Consider the following 16,068-nt stretch of genomic DNA (forward strand, 5'->3'; position numbering starts at 1 on the left):
TACCCAATGGACCGCACCCGGTCCCCCGGTTCTCTCGCGGTTCTCAACGCCGGGGCGAAGGAGGCGAAGGAAAAGGACTCGCGGTTACCGGGTCGCCGCCCCCCCGGGCGGGCGCGGCGCCCTTACGGCCGCCTCGGGCACGAGCAGGGCCCCGGAACCGGCGCAGGGGTTCCGGGGCCCGGTCAGGGAGCGAGCCGAAGGGGCTCGTTCGCCGCGGCTGTCACACGCGCCGCAGCACGGCGACGACCTTGCCCAGGATGGTCGCGTCGTCGCCGGGGATGGGCTCGTAGGCCGCGTTGTGGGGGAGGAGCCATACGTGGCCGTCCTCGCGCTTGAAGCGCTTGACGGTGGCCTCGCCGTCGAGCATCGCGGCCACGATGTCGCCGTTCTCGGCGACCGGCTGCCGGCGCACGGTGACCCAGTCGCCATCGCAGATCGCGGCCTCGATCATGGAGTCGCCGACGACCTTCAGGACGAAGAGTTCGCCGTCGCCCACGAGCTGGCGGGGCAGGGGGAAGACGTCCTCTACGGACTCCTCGGCGAGGATGGGGCCACCGGCGGCGATGCGGCCGACCAGCGGGACGTACGAGGCGGCGGGCTTGCCGGCGGTGTCCGTGGGCTGCACGGTCACGGCCTGGTCCGATCCGCGGACCTCGTAGGCACGCGGGCGGTGGGGGTCGCGGCGCAGGAAGCCCTTGCGCTCCAGTGCCATCAGCTGGTGGGCGACGGAGGACGTGCTGGAGAGCCCGACGGCCTGGCCGATCTCCCGCATCGACGGCGGGTAACCGCGCCGCTGCACGGAGTCCCTGATGACCTCGATCACCCGGCGCTGCCGGTCGGTGAGCCCCGAGCTGTCCGCCCGGATGCCGGGAGGTCGGCCCGGCAGGGAGCGCTTGTTTCCCTCGGGATTCGTGGCTTCGTTCATCGCGTGTACCGGCTCGACTCGGCCCTGGGAGCGGTCCTGGGCGGTGATGGTGGCACTGTCTGCGGTGGTGGTCACGGCGGCCCCTCTCGATGGTCTCCCTGCTGCACAACGGTAGTTGCTTTCGAAAGGTTGCGCCAAACACACGTTCGAGTGAAAAAGTGCCTTTCGCCTGACGTGACCGGGTCTCTGGGTGTATAGCTAGCGCGACATTCGACGGACAAAAGCGCCCATTGTTGTACTCTTCTCCGCTGGAGTCGCACGCCTCGCGGGCGGCGCCCTCAGTCTGCCATCCGGAATGCCACGGTCCGGTATCCGGGGCCCCTTCTGTGCGGAAGTGCCACGCGTCCTCCCTGTCGCGCTCACCGTATCCCCGTGAACGGCGCCGTGGAGCGGCGGTGCTGCCCGCATGTCCCGGTGGGTGGCCGCCGGCGCTCCGGGTGCCCGCCCGGTGCGACACGCGTGTCTGCCTTGGCGAATGAGTTGATCCCCACATGTAGTGGTTGGATGGCTACAGCGGCCCACAAGTTGTGGTCCCCCCGGTCGGAGGCGGCTCTTCGATCGCCTATGCTTAGGGCTGCTTCGCGAGGCCTGTGGGTCGGGCGAGGCTGACGAGTCTGCTGTGAGGAGGGTTGGAGAAACATGCACTGCCCCTTCTGCAGGCACCCCGACAGCCGCGTGGTCGACAGTCGTACGACCGACGACGGCACGTCCATCCGCAGGCGCCGCCAGTGCCCCGACTGCTCCCGTCGTTTCACGACCGTGGAGACGTGCTCGCTCATGGTGGTGAAGCGGTCCGGAGTCACCGAACCGTTCAGCCGCGCCAAGGTCATCAACGGCGTGCGCAAGGCGTGCCAGGGACGGCCGGTCACCGAGGACGCGCTCGCCCAGCTCGGGCAGCGGGTCGAGGAGGCGGTGCGTGCGACCGGAAGCGCCGAGCTGACCACCCACGACGTGGGGCTGGCCATACTCGGCCCGTTGCAGGAGCTGGACCTCGTCGCCTATCTGCGGTTCGCCTCCGTCTACCGGGCGTTCGACTCGCTCGAGGACTTCGAGGCCGCCATCGCGGAGCTGAGGGAGGCGACACGCCCCGCCGCGGACGAGGAAGACGCCGGCGCGGGGAGCCAGGAAGACCATCGCGGGCCGGCCGGGACCACGCAGGTTCCCGAGCCCGCGCACGCCGCCGACTGACCGACGGACCGGAATCCCGGACGGAGAACCGGGTTCCGGTCGTGCGGCGGCGAACGAAGACCTGTTGCGGGTGGCGGCTGCGGCTGCCCGCGACGCAAGACAGAAACATGTGCCCACGGGAACAACGGGGGCATTTCAGGGCGTTTTCGCCCGTAGGGAGGCGGCATGACAGAGACGGCGAGCGGTCCGGCACGAGGTTCCCGCGCCAAGGGCACCAAGGGCAGCAAGGGGCTGCGCATCGAGCGCATCCACACCACCCCCGGCGTGCACCCGTACGACGAGGTGGCGTGGGAGCGCCGTGACGTCGTCATGACCAACTGGCGCGACGGCTCGGTCAACTTCGAGCAGCGTGGCGTCGAATTCCCCGACTTCTGGTCGGTGAACGCGGTCAACATCGTCACCAGCAAGTACTTCCGGGGTGCCGTCGGCACCCCGCAGCGCGAGACCAGCCTCAAGCAGCTGATCGACCGCATCGTGAAGACGTACCGGAAGGCCGGTGAGGACTACAAGTACTTCTCCTCTCCCGCCGACGCCGAGATCTTCGAGCACGAGCTGGCCTACGCCCTCCTGCACCAGATCTTCAGCTTCAACAGCCCCGTCTGGTTCAACGTCGGCACGAAGCAGCCCCAGCAGGTCTCGGCCTGCTTCATCCTGTCCGTCGACGACTCCATGGAGTCGATCCTCGACTGGTACAAGGAAGAGGGCATGATCTTCAAGGGCGGCTCCGGCGCCGGCCTGAACCTCTCTCGCATCCGCTCCTCCAAGGAGCTGCTCTCCTCCGGCGGCAACGCCTCCGGCCCCGTCTCCTTCATGCGTGGCGCCGACGCCTCCGCCGGCACCATCAAGTCCGGCGGCGCCACCCGCCGCGCCGCCAAGATGGTGGTGCTCGACGTCGACCACCCCGACATCGAGGACTTCATCGAGACCAAGGTCAAGGAAGAGGAGAAGATCCGCGTCCTGCGCGACGCGGGCTTCGACATGGACCTGGGCGGCGACGACATCACGTCCGTCCAGTACCAGAACGCCAACAACTCGGTCCGTGTGAACGACGAGTTCATGAAGGCGGTCGAGGACGGCGGCAAGTTCGGCCTGCGCGCCCGCATGACCGGTGAGGTCATCGAGGAGGTCGACGCCAAGGCGCTCTTCCGCAAGATCGCCGAGGCCGCCTGGGCCTGTGCCGACCCGGGCATCCAGTACGACGACACGATCAACAACTGGCACACCTGCCCCGAGTCCGGCCGGATCACCGCGTCGAACCCGTGCAGCGAGTACATGCACCTGGACAACACGTCCTGCAACCTGGCCTCGCTGAACCTGATGAAGTTCCTGAAGGACGACGGCAAGGGCAACCAGTCCTTCGAGACCGAGCGCTTCCAGAAGGTCGTCGAGCTGGTCATCACCGCGATGGACATCTCGATCTGCTTCGCGGACTTCCCGACCCAGAAGATCGGCGAGAACACCCGCGCCTTCCGCCAGCTCGGCATCGGCTACGCCAACCTCGGCGCCCTGCTGATGGCCACCGGCCACGCCTACGACTCCGACGGCGGTCGCGCCCTGGCCGGCGCCATCACCTCCCTGATGACGGGTACGGCCTACCGCCGCTCCTCCGAGCTGGCCGAGGTCGTCGGCACCTACGACGGCTACGCCCGCAACGCCGACGCCCACAAGCGCGTCATGAAGCAGCACGCCGACGCCAACGGCACGGCCGTCCGCATGGACGACCTGGACACCCCGGTCTGGGCCGCCGCGACGGAGGCCTGGCAGGACGTGCTGCGACTCGGCGAGAAGAACGGTTTCCGTAACGCCCAGGCGTCCGTCCTCGCGCCGACCGGCACCATCGGCCTCGCGATGTCCTGCGACACCACCGGTGTCGAGCCCGACCTCGCGCTGGTGAAGTTCAAGAAGCTGGTCGGCGGCGGCTCGATGCAGATCGTCAACGGCACCGTCCCGCAGGCCCTGCGCCGCCTGGGCTACCAGGAGGAGCAGATCGAGGCGATCGTCGCCCACATCGCCGAGAACGGCAATGTGATCGACGCCCCCGGTCTCAAGCAGGAGCACTACGAGGTGTTCGACTGCGCCATGGGCGAGCGCGCCATCTCCCCGATGGGTCACGTCCGCATGATGGCCGCGATCCAGCCGTGGATCTCCGGTGCCATCTCCAAGACGGTCAACATGCCGGAGACGGCGACCGTCGAGGAGGTCGAGGAGATCTACTTCGAGGCCTGGAAGCTGGGCGTCAAGGCGCTCGCGATCTACCGCGACAACTGCAAGGTGGGCCAGCCGCTCTCCGCCAAGACGAAGGACTCGGCGGACGAGAAGAAGGCCGAGGAGCCCGCGGCCGTCGAGACCAAGGTCGAGAAGGTCGTCGAGTACCGTCCGGTCCGCAAGCGCCTGCCCAAGGGCCGCCCGGGCATCACCACCTCCTTCACGGTCGGTGGCGCCGAGGGCTACATGACCGCCAACTCCTACCCCGACGACGGTCTCGGCGAGGTCTTCCTGAAGATGTCCAAGCAGGGCTCCACCCTCGCGGGCATGATGGACGCCTTCTCCATCGCCGTCTCCGTCGGCCTCCAGTACGGCGTCCCCCTGGAGACGTACGTCTCGAAGTTCACCAACATGCGCTTCGAGCCGGCCGGCATGACGGACGACCCGGACGTGCGGATGGCGCAGTCGATCGTCGACTACATCTTCCGCCGCCTGGCGCTGGACTTCCTGCCCTTCGAGACCCGCTCCGCGCTCGGCATCCACTCCGCCGAGGAGCGCCAGCGCCACCTGGAGACCGGCTCCTACGAGCCGGCCGACGACGAGGTCGACGTCGAGGGCCTGGCCCAGTCGGCGCCGCGCGCCCAGGAGCTGAAGGCGGTCGCCACGCCGAAGGCCGAGACCGAGGCGGCCAAGCCCGCCCCGAAGCAGGCCCACACCAGCGCCGAGCTGGTGGAGATGCAGCTGGGCATCCAGGCCGACGCCCCGCTGTGCTTCTCCTGCGGTACGAAGATGCAGCGGGCCGGTTCCTGCTACATCTGCGAGGGCTGCGGCTCGACCAGCGGCTGCAGCTGATGACACGCCGTCCGTGAGGTGAGGGGCGCCGGCCAAGGCCGGCGCCCCTTACCCGTGCGCGAGGAGAACGTCAGGGACGGTGCGCCCGGCCCATGACCCGGGTGAAGGTCGCCGGGTCCCCGTCGAAGCCGCGCAGGCCGGGCCGGAAGGTCCACTCACCGGCGCCGTCCCGGACGAACTCGGCGATCGCGGCGGCCGTCGCCCCGGATGCCGAGCCGAAGTCGTCCTCGGCGAGCACGGTGTAGCCCTCACGGATACGGAGGGCGGGACGCAGCACGTCGGCGAACGTCTTGTGCCCGTACCGCTGCTGGATGACGGCGCCCACCACCACGCGCGCGTAGCGGCCGTCGAGCCGGTCCAGTTCGAGCGTCATGACCTCGTCCCAGCCGAACCCCTTGCCGTCCGTGCTGTCACGGTTGAGGGTGATCGTGCCGTCCGGCGAGCGGCTGTCGAAGTGCACCAGATAGGCCGGGTCCCCGTACGCGTCGTCCGCGACGAAGGTCGCGGCGATGATGTCGAGATCGGCCGGCGAGTGACCCGCCGGACTGGGGTCCCACTTGAGCGCGACCTCGACCTTGCGGATCCCCTTGCTGAAGCCGGTCATCAGGCTTCCCTCTCCCCTGTGGCTCGACCCCAACTCCGGTGCGGCCGGGGTTTCTTGTTTATCGTGCCACGTACGCGGCCGCGTACGCGCGGACGATCTCCCCAAGACGTGACCGGCGCCACGTCCGCTGGCCGTACGATGGCGCGGTGCTGGTCAAGTGGATTCGCTGCACCGTGACGGACCGCCGGGGTTTCGAGCGGGGGCAGCGGAAATGGGCGGGGCTTCCGGGGGAGCCGGGTTTCCGGGGACAGGGCGGGGGCTGGAGCCGGCAGCGGCCGGGGGTGGCGCACCTCTTCGCCTTCTGGGAGAGCCGGGCCTTCTACGACTCCTTCATGGCCCGCTCCCACGACCGCCTGGCCGCGGCCCAGTCCGGCACCTTCAAGGACGCCCAGGTCAAGCTGTTCGAGTACCGCTTCGACGTGAAGACCGGATTCGAGCCGCGCTTCACCGACGCCGATCTGATCCGCGTGGCCCTGTGCACGGTCCGCGAGGAGCGTGTCGAGCACTTCACGCTCATGCAGGAGAAGGTCTGGAACCCGGCGATGGCCGGCTCGCCCGGCATGATCCGCGGCATGTTCGCCGAGGCGCCCGAGCAGGAGTTCATGATCCTGTCGATGTGGCGCTCGGCGGCCGAGCACGGCAAATACCGCACCGAGCGCGTGGAACGCCTCGCCCTGCGCGCCCAGACCGAGGCGGACATCGCGGCGCTCTCCGGTGACATCGTGGACCTGGAGCCGTCCTGGACGGTCTGAGAGGGGCGCGAAGGAGGCGTGCGAGGGCGATCCGAAGCGCGCGAGGCGGTCCGGAGCGCGCGAGGGTTTGACGGGCGAACGCACGCCAAGACGGCCGTACGGCGCCTCCGGAACGGCCAGGCACGCGGGATTCGTGTGACCTACGCCGTATGGAGCCGGTACGAGTGCTCGGCCGGCCGCCGTTCGATCTAGGGTTTCGGCATGGCACGACCACGGCGCATCGTCCTTGTCCGGCACGGCGAGTCCACGGGCAACGTCGACGACTCCGTGTACGAGCGCGAGCCCGACCACGCCCTCGCGCTGACCGAGCGCGGACGGCGGGAGGCCGAGGAGACCGGGGAGCGGCTCCGCGAGCTGTTCGGCCGCGAGCGGGTGAGCGTGTACGTCTCCCCGTACCGGCGTACCCACGAGACCCTCCGCGCCTTCCGGCTCGACCCCGGGCTGATACGTGTCCGGGAGGAGCCCCGGCTGCGCGAGCAGGACTGGGGCAACTGGCAGGACCGCGACGACGTGCGCCTGCAGAAGGCGTACCGGGACGCGTACGGGCACTTCTTCTTCCGCTTCCCGCAGGGCGAGTCCGGCGCCGACGTGTACGACCGGGTCGGCGGCTTCCTGGAAAGCCTCTTCCGCAGCTTCGAGGCCCCCGACCACCCCCCGAACGTCCTCCTGGTGACCCACGGGCTCGCCATGCGGCTGTTCTGCATGCGGTGGTTCCACTGGACGGTCGCGGAATTCGAGTCGCTGTCCAATCCCGGGAACGCCGAGATGCGGATGCTCGTTCTGGGAGAGGACGGCAAGTACACACTCGACCGGCCCTTCGAACGCTGGCGCGAGCCGGTGCCGCACTGGGTCACCGGATAAGCTGGCAGGGCGATGACCGCTGACTCCTCTTCCCCCGGACGCCTGGAGCGCGCTCTGGCGAGCCTGCGCGGACTGGCCGTGGGGGACGCGCTGGGCTCCCAGTTCTTCGTCCCCGCGAACCTTCCCCTGCTCAAGCGCCGCGAGCTGCCCGCGGGCCCCTGGCAGTGGACGGACGACACCGAGATGGCCTGCTCCGTGGTCGCCGTCCTGGCCGCCCACCACCGCGTCGACCAGGACGCGCTCGCCCGCTCCTTCGCCGAGCACCACGACTTCGACCGCGGGTACGGCCCCGCGGTCAACCGGCTGCTGCGCCTGGTCCGGGAGGGCGAGGACTGGCGCCGGCTGGCCGCCGGGCTGTTCAACGGCCAGGGCTCCTGGGGCAACGGCGCGGCGATGCGGATCGCGCCCCTCGGGGCGTGGTACGCGGACGATCCGGAGCAGGCGACCCACCAGGCGGAGATTTCGGCCTACACCACGCATCAGCACCGGGAAGCCGTGGTCGGGGCCATGGCCGTGGCCGCCGCGGCGGCCTTCGCCGGTTCCCCGGACGGTCCGCCCGCCCCGGAAGCCCTCCTCGACGGCGTCATCGCCCTCGTACCGAAGAGCGCGGTCGGCCAGGGCCTCCGCCGCGCCAGGGACATGCTCGACTACGGCGACGCGGGCACCGTCGCGGCCGTCCTGGGCTGCGGACGCCGTACGACCGCCCATGACACGGTCCCCTTCGCCCTCTGGTCCGCCGCTCGCTCCCTCGGTGACTACCCGAAGGCGTTCTGGACCACGGCCCAGGTCGGCGGGGACGTGGACACCACCTGCGCGATCGTGGGCGGTGTGCTGGCCGCTGCCCGGGCGGGGAGCCCGCCCGCCGAGTGGGCCGGGCGCACGGAGGCGCTGCCGGGCTGGGTGCCCACCGGCGACTGACCGCCCCTGCCGGTGCCCGAGCCCGGCCCGGATCGCGCCGACGGAAACTCTGCGTGCGGCCACGGGAACCGTGCGTGACCGCCGCTCGTTGTCCCGGTGTCCGTCGCCTGCCGTGTTCGCGTACGGGCGGGCCGTAGGTGCGATGACGGGGACGGAGGGGTGTGAGATGGTGTTCGGCCCCATGTCGCCGAGGGCGCTGCCGCGGTGGGGAGCCGGTCCGGGCCCGGCTCCGCTCCTCCTTGTCCTGTGGGTGCTGGTGGCCGCGGCGCGGCCGGCCGGGTCCCCGCGGGTGCCGTCCGCTGTCCGGCAGGGGTCCGGCCGGCCGCGGCCTCGCGCGGCGTTGCCCGGCTCAGCCCAGGTGCGGGCCCGCCGTGCCGGCGAGGGAGTCCAGGTCGCTCTTGCGGACCCTCAGCACCAGTGCGGCGGTGACGAAGGCGAGTGCCGCCATCGCGGCGGCCGGAATGAAGGCGGTGGAGATTCCGTGGGCGAGCACGTCGTGACCCCACGGCGCGGGCAGCTGGTGCGTCGTGGCGAACTGCGCCTTCTGCTCCGGCGAGCCGTCGGCGAGGAACTTCGGCAGCTGCTTCTTCGCCTCGTCGGTGCTGGCCGACCCGAAGACGGTCGTCAGGATGGACAGCCCGAGCGAACCGCCGACCTGCTGCATGGCGTTGAGCAGACCCGAGGCCGCGCCCGCCTCGTGCTGGGCGACACCGGCCACGGCGGTGACGGTGGCCGTCACGAAGGTCAGGCCCATACCGAAGCCGAACACCAGCATCGGACCCAGCACTCCGCCCGTGTAGGTGCTGTCGGGCTTGATGAAGGTCTGCCAGGCCAGCCCGGCCGTCACCAGCGCCGCGCCGGCCATCATGAACGGCTTGGGGCCGAACACCGGCAGGAAGCGCTGCGACAGACCCGCGCCCACCGCGATCGCGGCCGTCACGGGAAGGAAGGCGAAACCGGCCTTGATGGCGCTGTAGCCGAGCACGTTCTGCACGAACAGCACGATGTAGAAGAACATGCCGAACATCGCCGCGGCCAGGCTCAGCATGATCACGTAGGTGCCCCAGCGGTTCCGGTCCGCGAACATCCGGAGCGGGGTGATCGGCTCCTTCGCCCGCACCTCGATGAAGACGAAGGCGAGCAGCAGCACCACGGCCGCGGCGAAGGACCCGATCGTGAGCCCGTCCCGCCAGCCGTCCTCCGCGGCGCGGATGAACCCGTACACCAGCGATGCCATGCCGATCGTGGAGGTGAGGGCGCCGGCGAGGTCGAAGCGTCCCGGATGGCGCACGGACTCGTTGATGTACAGCGGCGCGAGGAACGCGATCAGCACACCGATGGGCACGTTGACGAACAGCACCCACCGCCAGTCGAGCCAGTCGGTGAGCATGCCGCCCGCGAGCAGGCCGATGGCGCCGCCACCGGCGGACACGGCGGCGAACACACCGAAGGCCCGGTTGCGTTCCGGGCCTTCGGGGAAGGTGGTCGTTATCAGCGCCAGCGCCGTGGGGGACGCTATCGCGCCGCCCACTCCCTGCAGGGCTCGCGCGGCCAGCAACTGCCAGGGCTCCTGGGCCAGTCCGCCCAGCAGCGAGGCGAAGGTGAACAGCAGGATGCCCGCCATGAACACCCGGCGGCGGCCGAGGATGTCACCGGCACGCGCGCCGAGCAGCAGCAGGCCGCCGAAGGTGAGCGTGTAGGCGCTGACCACCCATGTCAGGTCGGTCGTGCTGAAGCTGAGCGCTTCTTGAATGTGCGGGAGCGCGATATTCACAATCGTCGCGTCGAGTACCACCATGAGTTGGCAGGCCGCGATGACGGTGAGGGCGATGCCGGGGTGCCCTGCCCGGCGGGCCGCGCCCGATTTCTGGTCGTCTGCGAGAAGCTGAGAGGTTGTCACTATGGGTCCCCCATACAGGCATTAGTGAACGCTCGCGTTCACTGTCGCGCCCACGGTAGTGAGTCCCCGACAGTGAACGCAAGCGTTCACTCAGCCGCGCGTCGCGCCCCGCGTCCCCCCTTGCCGCGGCGCGGCGTCACCGCCCCGGAAAACCCGCTCCCCTCGCAAGCTGGAGAAACACAGATGGTTACCTCGCGCTGTACGGCCGCGTCCGCCGGGACGGCTTCCCCACGCCGGCGCGGTGCGGTGCTGGAGCGGGCGATCCTGGACGCCGCCCTGGAGCAGCTCAGTACGGTCGGCTGGAAGGGCCTGACCATGGAGGGCGTCGCGGCCGGCGCCCACACCGGCAAGGCGGCGGTCTACCGCCGCTGGCCCTCCAAGGAGGACCTGGTCGCGGACGCCCTGGTGTCCGGACTGCCCCGGGTGGAGAAGGCCCCGGACCTGGGCAGCGTGCGCGAGGACCTCCTCACCCTGTGCCGGCAGGTGCGGCAGATCATGTACTCACGGCCCGGCGCCGCACTGCGCTCGGTCATTCACGAATGCGATCAAGCCCAGGCTGAGCGCTTCGAAGGGGTGATCCTCGGGAGCGTGGTCGAGCCGACCGTCAAGCTGGTGCGCGAGGTCATCGTCCGCGGAATAGAGCGGGGAGAGGTCCGGGAGGACGCGGCCAACAGCTATGTCTTCGACGCCATCCCGGCCATGATGATGTACCGGTCGAAGGTGTGCGCGAGCGAATGGAACGATCAAGATCTCGAAGAGATGGTCGACCTGCTGATGCTCCCGCTGCTGCGACCCTACGGAGCCTGACGGCCCGCGCCGGGGCCCCTCGCGCCCACGGGGAGACCGGGGTGTCGCGCGGCGATCCGGGGAGCGTACGCTAAGGGCGCCATGCCGTACGAACCGCCTACTCACACCGTCGAGCGCTCCCTGCGCGCCACGACCGGAGCGAAGGTCATTGCCGGTGTCGACGAGGTGGGGCGCGGCGCGTGGGCCGGTCCCGTCACGGTCTGCGCGGCGATTACCGGACTGCGCCGCCCGCCCGACGGCCTGACCGACTCCAAGCTGCTCACGGTCAAACGACGCACCGAACTCGCCGAGACCCTGCGGGCATGGGTGACGGCCTATGCGCTGGGGCATGCTTCCCCCGAGGAGATCGACCACCTGGGGATGACGGCCGCACTGCGGCTGGCCGCGGTGCGCGCCCTGGACGCCCTGCCGGTCCGCCCCGACGCCGTGATCCTCGACGGGAAGCACGACTACCTCGGCGCTCCCTGGAAGGTCCGCACGGTGATCAAGGGTGATCAGTCGTGTGTGGCCGTCGCGGCGGCGTCGGTGATCGCCAAGGTTCAGCGCGACAAAATGATGGCCGAACTGGGTGTCGACCATGCAGACTTCGGATTTGCGGACAACGCCGGGTATCCGTCGCCCGTGCACAAGGCCGCGCTGGCGGAGCGGGGGCCCACCCCGCACCACCGTTTGTCATGGGCGTATCTTGATGCGTTGCCTCAGTGGCGGCACCTCAAGAAGGTCCGCAACTGGGCGGACGGAAGCGTTCCGGAAATCGAGGGCCAGCTCGGCTTCGATTTCTGACGGTTCCGCTCGCACTGATGTGCCACCCGGTCCTCCGCGCCGCACCAACGTTTGATAAAAATCAGCTCATGCCTCTCATTCCCGAGGAGCCTCAGATTCACGAGAGTGCCCAGGGTCCCCGCGCCACTCCGGCCAGCGGCCGTACCGCGCCGACCCCTCGCCCCGTACCCGGCCCCCGCCCCGCGGCTCCGTCCCGCCCCGGTCGTCCCGGCCCTCTGCGGCCCACGCCGCCGGCGCAGCGCACACCGCGAGACGTGGTTCCGGCCCAGCCCGGCCCCTCCGGCCCGGCCGCTCCCGCCGCCGCGGCGAGCCCGCAGATCCAGTTGATCCCGGCTTCGGCCGAGGGTGCGCTCGACGCCGCCGAGGAGGCGGTGGACCTGCTCCTGGACTCGGGTCGCGCCCCCGGTGACGTGCTCGTGATCACCACGGGTGCCCAGCACCCGTGGGCCGAACACGAACTGTCCTTCGGCGAAACGTCCTACTGGGCGCAGCACGACGCCGGTGACGACGTCTTCTACGCGGACGCCGCCCTCGTCTCCCGTGCCGCCTCCCGCCCGGTGGTCGTCGTGGCCGTCAACGGAGGCCCCGCCTCCGTAGCCGCCACCGCCCTCCCGCTGGCCCACTCCCGTGCCGGTGCACTGCTGATCGTCTGCGGCGACCCGCAGCAGATCAACTCGGTGCTGGGCGCGGGCGTCTGAGGCGCGTCCGGCACCTCGGGACACCGAGGTGCCGAAGGAGCCGCTCCGGCGGGATCCGCACGGCGCGGCTTTCGGCGTGCCCGGACAACGGGCCGTGGCGGTAGGAGCTGCCCTCCCGGGGCGGCCCGGGAGGCGCCGGCAGCGTCCGGGCCGGGGGAGTGATCCGGGCCGTCATGGCGGTGCCTGCCGGACCGGACGCGCGCCCCGCCGGTGCGACCGGCAACGGTCGCCGGGTGTCTCCGCGGCGGATGCCGGCGGACGACCGGTGGCCATGGCAGACCGGAGCGCCCTCCCGGCAGGCACCAGGATCCGCGAGTCCCGGGGCCGGGGCAGGCGTACCCGTCGGCGCCCCTTGGTGCGACTTCCCGCGCACGCTGTGCGGTCCGGTCGTCACCGGCCGGACGGGCCGCGCAGGCATCCGGTGGGAGGCACGCGTCGTCGTACCGCCCGCACCGCGCCGGTCAGCGGGCCGCCGCCCGGCGCAGTACGTCGGAGACCGGACCGCCGGTACGCGGCGCGAGCGGCGGGGACTGCGACGCGGAGAACGGTTCCGGCGCCGAGTGCGCGTTGGGCCGGCGCCCGCCGCGTCCCTCGCCGAGCACCTGCCAGCCGCCGTGGGTCAGCGTGATGTACGCGCCGCAGCGCAGCCCGTGCAGGGTGCAGGCGTCGCGCAGCCCCCACATCCAGGCACCGTCCTCCTCGGTCCAACGCGCGTCGCCCTCACGGCAGTAGAGCAGGACGGCCGTGCGCACGGGAGTGCGGCGACGCAGGTCGTGCGGAATCACCCTGCGCAGCTGGGCCAGCAGCGCGTTCCGGAACATCCAGCCGTCGGCCGGGGCCGCGCGGCGCGTGAACGAGGCGCTCGCCCGCAGCCGCTCGTCCGGGTCGAGCACGGCCACGACCGCCGTCAGCGGCTTCGGATGGTGGCGGGTGTGCAGGCCGCTGACGACCTCACGGGGGTTGCGCAGCAGAGGGATTCCGGCGGCGGCCCACTCCGCCGGTTCGAGCAGACGGCTGGCGGAAGCGGCGGACGCGGGCGTCGACAACGAGGCCGCCGAGGACGATGCGAATCCGAAGGTCACGTTCCTCCCTTCGGCTACGCGCCCGTGCTGCGGGCGAGGTCGGATTCGGGGGAGCGCGCACCGCAGCGGAGCCCAACCGGATCACGGGTGAGTCGTGCGGGTGGCGGACTTCAATTCTTCCTGTCGAACTGGGTTGCGGCAACGAGCAATTGGTGCCGCCGAGGGGTATCTGGTACTGCGTGGCTTATATCCCTACCCAAAGGTCGGACCGTCGACGCCTGTGCCGCCCGCCTCCGGTCCGGCGGGCCGCTGTGAGCGGCCACGCGGCGGCCCGGATCAGCGGTGATCCGGCGCTCACCCCTGGACGGCGAGGACCAGTGGCAGCACGCCGCGCGCTCCGGACCTGCGGAGCAGACGGGCCGCGACCGCCAGGGTCCAGCCCGTCTCCATGAAGTCGTCGACCAGCAGCACCGGACCCTCGCCCGCGGCGAGCGCCGCCGCCAGGGCGGGCGGCACCGTCAACGCCCCGTCGAGGGCCTTCAGCCGCTGTGCGCTGTTGCTGCGAGGCATGCGGGGCGCGTCCCCCGCGTACTCCACCGAGCCGAGCAGGGGCAGCCTACCGACCTCGGAGATGTGCGTGCCCAGGGAGTGGATCAGCCGGGACCGGCTGCGCGAGGCCATGGTGACCACGCCCATCGGCCGGGCCGGGGCGCCGGACGCGCCAGAGGCCCAGCCGCCGGGACCGCGCGCCCAGTCGGCCAGCACGTCGACCACGGCTCGCGCCACGTCGTCCGGCACCGGCGCGTCCGGCGTCTGCGGCGCGAGCAGCGGACGCAGCCGGTTGCCCCAGCCGATGTCGGACAGACGCCCGAGGGCCCGCCCGGGCAGGGCCTGTTCGCCCGCGGGGATGCGCCCCTTGAGGGCGATGCCGATGGCCGGGAGCCCGGTCGGCCACATCCGCCGGGGCTCCACCTCCACCCCGGCCCGGCCGAGGTCGCTCCGCGCCGCGTCCAGGGCCGCCGGGGACAGGCCGGGGGTGAAGCGCGGCCCCGCGCAGTTGTCACAGCGGCCACACGGCTTGGCGCCCTCGTCGTCCAACTGGCGCTGGAGGAACTCCATTCGGCACTCGGTGGTCGTGGCGTACTCGCGCATCGCCTGCTGCTCGGCCGCGCGCTGCCGGGCCACCCACGCATAGCGCTCGGCGTCGTACGACCACGGCCGGCCGGTGGCCGTCCAGCCGCCCTTGACCCGCCGCACCGCGCCGTCCACGTCGAGGACCTTCAGCATCGTCTCCAGGCGGGAACGTCGCAGCTCGACCAGCGGTTCCAGGGCGGGCAGCGACAGGGGCCCGTCCGCCCGCGAGAGGACGTCGAGAGTGCGCCGGACCAAGTCCTCGGAGGGGAAGGCCAGCGAGGCGAAGTACTCCCAGATGGCCTCGTCCTCCTTGCCCGGCAGCAGCAGCACCTCGGCGTGGGCGACGCCGCGCCCGGCCCTGCCGACCTGCTGATAGTAGGCGATGGGGGAGGAGGGCGAGCCGAGATGGACGACGAAACCGAGGTCCGGCTTGTCGAAACCCATGCCGAGCGCGGAGGTGGCCACCAGGGCCTTGACGCGGTTGGCGAGCAGATCGTCCTCCGCCTGCTGCCGCTCGGCGTTCTCCGTCTTGCCCGTGTACGAGGCGACGGTGTGCCCGCGCTGCCGGAGGAAGGCGGTGACCTCCTCGGCGGCGGCGACGGTGAGCGTGTAGACGATGCCGGACCCCGGCAGGTCGTCGAGGTGGTCGGCGAGCCAGGCCATCCGGTGCGCGGCGTCCGGCAGCCGCAGCACGTTGAGGCTCAGGCTCTCCCGGTCCAGCGGCCCGCGCAGCACCAGCGCGTCGGACGCGCCGCCCGTGCCGAGCTGCTCGGCGACATCCGCGGTCACCCGGGCGTTGGCAGTGGCGGTGGTCGCCAGCACGGGCACGCCGGAGGGCAGCTCGCCGAGCATGGTGCGCAGCCGGCGGTAGTCGGGGCGGAAGTCGTGGCCCCAGTCGGAGATGCAGTGGGCCTCGTCCACGACCAGCAGACCGGTGGCGGCGGACAGCTTGGGCAGCACGTGGTCGCGGAAGTCGGGGTTGTTCAGCCGCTCCGGCGAGACGAGCAGCACGTCGACCCCGCCCGCCGCGATCTCCGCCTGGACGGCGTCCCACTCCTCGGTGTTGGCCGAGTTGATCGTCCGGGCGTGGATACCGGCCCGGCCCGCCGCGTCCACCTGGTTGCGCATGAGCGCGAGCAACGGCGAGACGATCACCGTGGGGCCGCTGCCTCTGGCCCGCAGCAGCGAGGTCGCGACGAAGTACACCGCGGACTTGCCCCAGCCCGTGCGCTGGACGACCAGGGCCCGGCGCCGGTCGGCGACCAGCGCCTCGATCGCCCGCCACTGGTCCTCGCGCAGCCGGGCGGCGCCCGTGGCATCCCCGACGAGCCGGGCGAGGACGGCATCGGCCTCTGCCCGGAGATCCGCGTTGCTCGTGTGTTCCATGCGTTCCATACAACAGGACGGGACCGACATCCG

The 16,068-nt window shown here is 71.1% G+C and carries 13 protein-coding genes; 8 read left to right on the forward strand and 5 right to left on the reverse strand.

Features of this window, described 5'->3' with window-relative positions; translation table 11 throughout:
* Positions 1-220: 220 nt before the first annotated feature.
* Positions 221-1,000, reverse strand: a complete 780-nt coding sequence (gene lexA / locus ACZ4W9_RS36385) for a transcriptional repressor LexA (RefSeq protein ID WP_181793687.1) — start codon at positions 998-1,000, stop codon at positions 221-223.
* Between the two features lie 564 nt (positions 1,001-1,564).
* Here lexA and nrdR point away from each other — a divergent pair.
* Both nrdR and ACZ4W9_RS36395 read left to right on the forward strand, forming a co-directional pair.
* Entirely contained in the window at positions 1,565-2,113 is a 549-nt protein-coding gene (nrdR, locus tag ACZ4W9_RS36390; RefSeq protein ID WP_467943081.1) for a transcriptional regulator NrdR, read from the forward strand.
* Positions 2,114-2,278: 165 nt separating this feature from the next.
* Positions 2,279-5,170, forward strand: coding sequence for a vitamin B12-dependent ribonucleotide reductase (locus tag ACZ4W9_RS36395; protein ID WP_467943083.1), 2,892 nt, complete (start codon positions 2,279-2,281; stop codon positions 5,168-5,170).
* Between the two features lie 70 nt (positions 5,171-5,240).
* On the opposite strand, the gene ACZ4W9_RS36400 is transcribed toward ACZ4W9_RS36395, so the two are convergent.
* The gene (locus ACZ4W9_RS36400; RefSeq protein ID WP_467943085.1) at positions 5,241-5,774 is read right to left on the reverse strand and encodes a TerD family protein; all 534 of its coding nucleotides are present in this window, start codon (positions 5,772-5,774) and stop codon (positions 5,241-5,243) included.
* Positions 5,775-5,920: 146 nt separating this feature from the next.
* Here ACZ4W9_RS36400 and ACZ4W9_RS36405 point away from each other — a divergent pair, with 146 nt between their 5' ends.
* The 3 genes from ACZ4W9_RS36405 to ACZ4W9_RS36415 all read left to right on the forward strand — a co-directional run bounded on the left by ACZ4W9_RS36405 (position 5,921) and on the right by ACZ4W9_RS36415 (position 8,305).
* The gene (locus ACZ4W9_RS36405; protein WP_467943087.1) at positions 5,921-6,526 is read left to right on the forward strand and encodes a YdbC family protein; all 606 of its coding nucleotides are present in this window, start codon (positions 5,921-5,923) and stop codon (positions 6,524-6,526) included.
* 201 nt (positions 6,527-6,727) lie between these two features.
* A complete protein-coding gene (locus tag ACZ4W9_RS36410; RefSeq protein ID WP_467943089.1) occupies positions 6,728-7,387 on the forward strand; it encodes a histidine phosphatase family protein in 660 nt (219 codons plus the stop codon).
* A 12-nt stretch (positions 7,388-7,399) separates the two neighbouring features.
* Positions 7,400-8,305 carry an ADP-ribosylglycohydrolase family protein gene (locus ACZ4W9_RS36415; protein WP_467943092.1) on the forward strand — a complete coding sequence of 302 codons (906 nt, stop codon included), beginning with the start codon at positions 7,400-7,402 and terminating at the stop codon, positions 8,303-8,305.
* Positions 8,306-8,654: 349 nt separating this feature from the next.
* Here the strand turns inward: ACZ4W9_RS36415 and ACZ4W9_RS36420 are convergent, their stop codons facing one another.
* Entirely contained in the window at positions 8,655-10,205 is a 1,551-nt protein-coding gene (locus ACZ4W9_RS36420; RefSeq protein ID WP_467943094.1) for an MFS transporter, read from the reverse strand.
* A 183-nt stretch (positions 10,206-10,388) separates the two neighbouring features.
* Between ACZ4W9_RS36420 and ACZ4W9_RS36425 the strand changes: the two genes are divergently transcribed.
* The 3 genes from ACZ4W9_RS36425 (at position 10,389) to ACZ4W9_RS36435 (ending at position 12,493) form a co-directional block, all read left to right on the forward strand.
* A complete protein-coding gene (locus tag ACZ4W9_RS36425) occupies positions 10,389-11,012 on the forward strand; it encodes a TetR/AcrR family transcriptional regulator (RefSeq protein WP_467943097.1) in 624 nt (207 codons plus the stop codon).
* An 81-nt stretch (positions 11,013-11,093) separates the two neighbouring features.
* The gene (locus tag ACZ4W9_RS36430; RefSeq protein WP_467943099.1) at positions 11,094-11,795 is read left to right on the forward strand and encodes a ribonuclease HII; all 702 of its coding nucleotides are present in this window, start codon (positions 11,094-11,096) and stop codon (positions 11,793-11,795) included.
* Between the two features lie 68 nt (positions 11,796-11,863).
* Complete coding sequence (locus tag ACZ4W9_RS36435) at positions 11,864-12,493, forward strand: hypothetical protein (RefSeq protein ID WP_467943101.1); 630 nt, start codon at positions 11,864-11,866, stop codon at positions 12,491-12,493.
* 461 nt (positions 12,494-12,954) lie between these two features.
* Here ACZ4W9_RS36435 and ACZ4W9_RS36440 read toward each other — a convergent pair whose 3' ends face one another.
* Together ACZ4W9_RS36440 and ACZ4W9_RS36445 are read right to left on the reverse strand one after the other, a co-directional pair.
* Positions 12,955-13,575, reverse strand: a complete 621-nt coding sequence (locus tag ACZ4W9_RS36440) for a hypothetical protein (protein ID WP_467943104.1) — start codon at positions 13,573-13,575, stop codon at positions 12,955-12,957.
* Positions 13,576-13,869: 294 nt separating this feature from the next.
* On the reverse strand, positions 13,870-16,035 hold the full coding sequence (locus tag ACZ4W9_RS36445; RefSeq protein ID WP_467943108.1) for a RecQ family ATP-dependent DNA helicase: 2,166 nt from the start codon (positions 16,033-16,035) through the stop codon (positions 13,870-13,872).
* Positions 16,036-16,068: the final 33 nt, after the last annotated feature.

The sequence above is a fragment of the Streptomyces sp. NPDC029296 genome, assembly GCF_055569255.1.

Bases quoted from the DNA above. Each gene is read 5' to 3' on its own strand.
- nrdR (WP_467943081.1), top strand. From the start codon at position 1,565: ATGCACTGCCCCTTCTGCAGGCACCCCGACAGCCGCGTGGTCGACAGT.
- ACZ4W9_RS36395 (WP_467943083.1), top strand. From the start codon at position 2,279: ATGACAGAGACGGCGAGCGGTCCGGCACGAGGTTCCCGCGCCAAGGGC.
- ACZ4W9_RS36400 (WP_467943085.1), bottom strand. From the start codon at position 5,774: ATGACCGGCTTCAGCAAGGGGATCCGCAAGGTCGAGGTCGCGCTCAAG.
- ACZ4W9_RS36410 (WP_467943089.1), top strand. From the start codon at position 6,728: ATGGCACGACCACGGCGCATCGTCCTTGTCCGGCACGGCGAGTCCACG.
- ACZ4W9_RS36415 (WP_467943092.1), top strand. From the start codon at position 7,400: ATGACCGCTGACTCCTCTTCCCCCGGACGCCTGGAGCGCGCTCTGGCG.
- ACZ4W9_RS36425 (WP_467943097.1), top strand. From the start codon at position 10,389: ATGGTTACCTCGCGCTGTACGGCCGCGTCCGCCGGGACGGCTTCCCCA.
- ACZ4W9_RS36430 (WP_467943099.1), top strand. From the start codon at position 11,094: ATGCCGTACGAACCGCCTACTCACACCGTCGAGCGCTCCCTGCGCGCC.
- ACZ4W9_RS36435 (WP_467943101.1), top strand. From the start codon at position 11,864: ATGCCTCTCATTCCCGAGGAGCCTCAGATTCACGAGAGTGCCCAGGGT.
- ACZ4W9_RS36445 (WP_467943108.1), bottom strand. From the start codon at position 16,035: ATGGAACACACGAGCAACGCGGATCTCCGGGCAGAGGCCGATGCCGTC.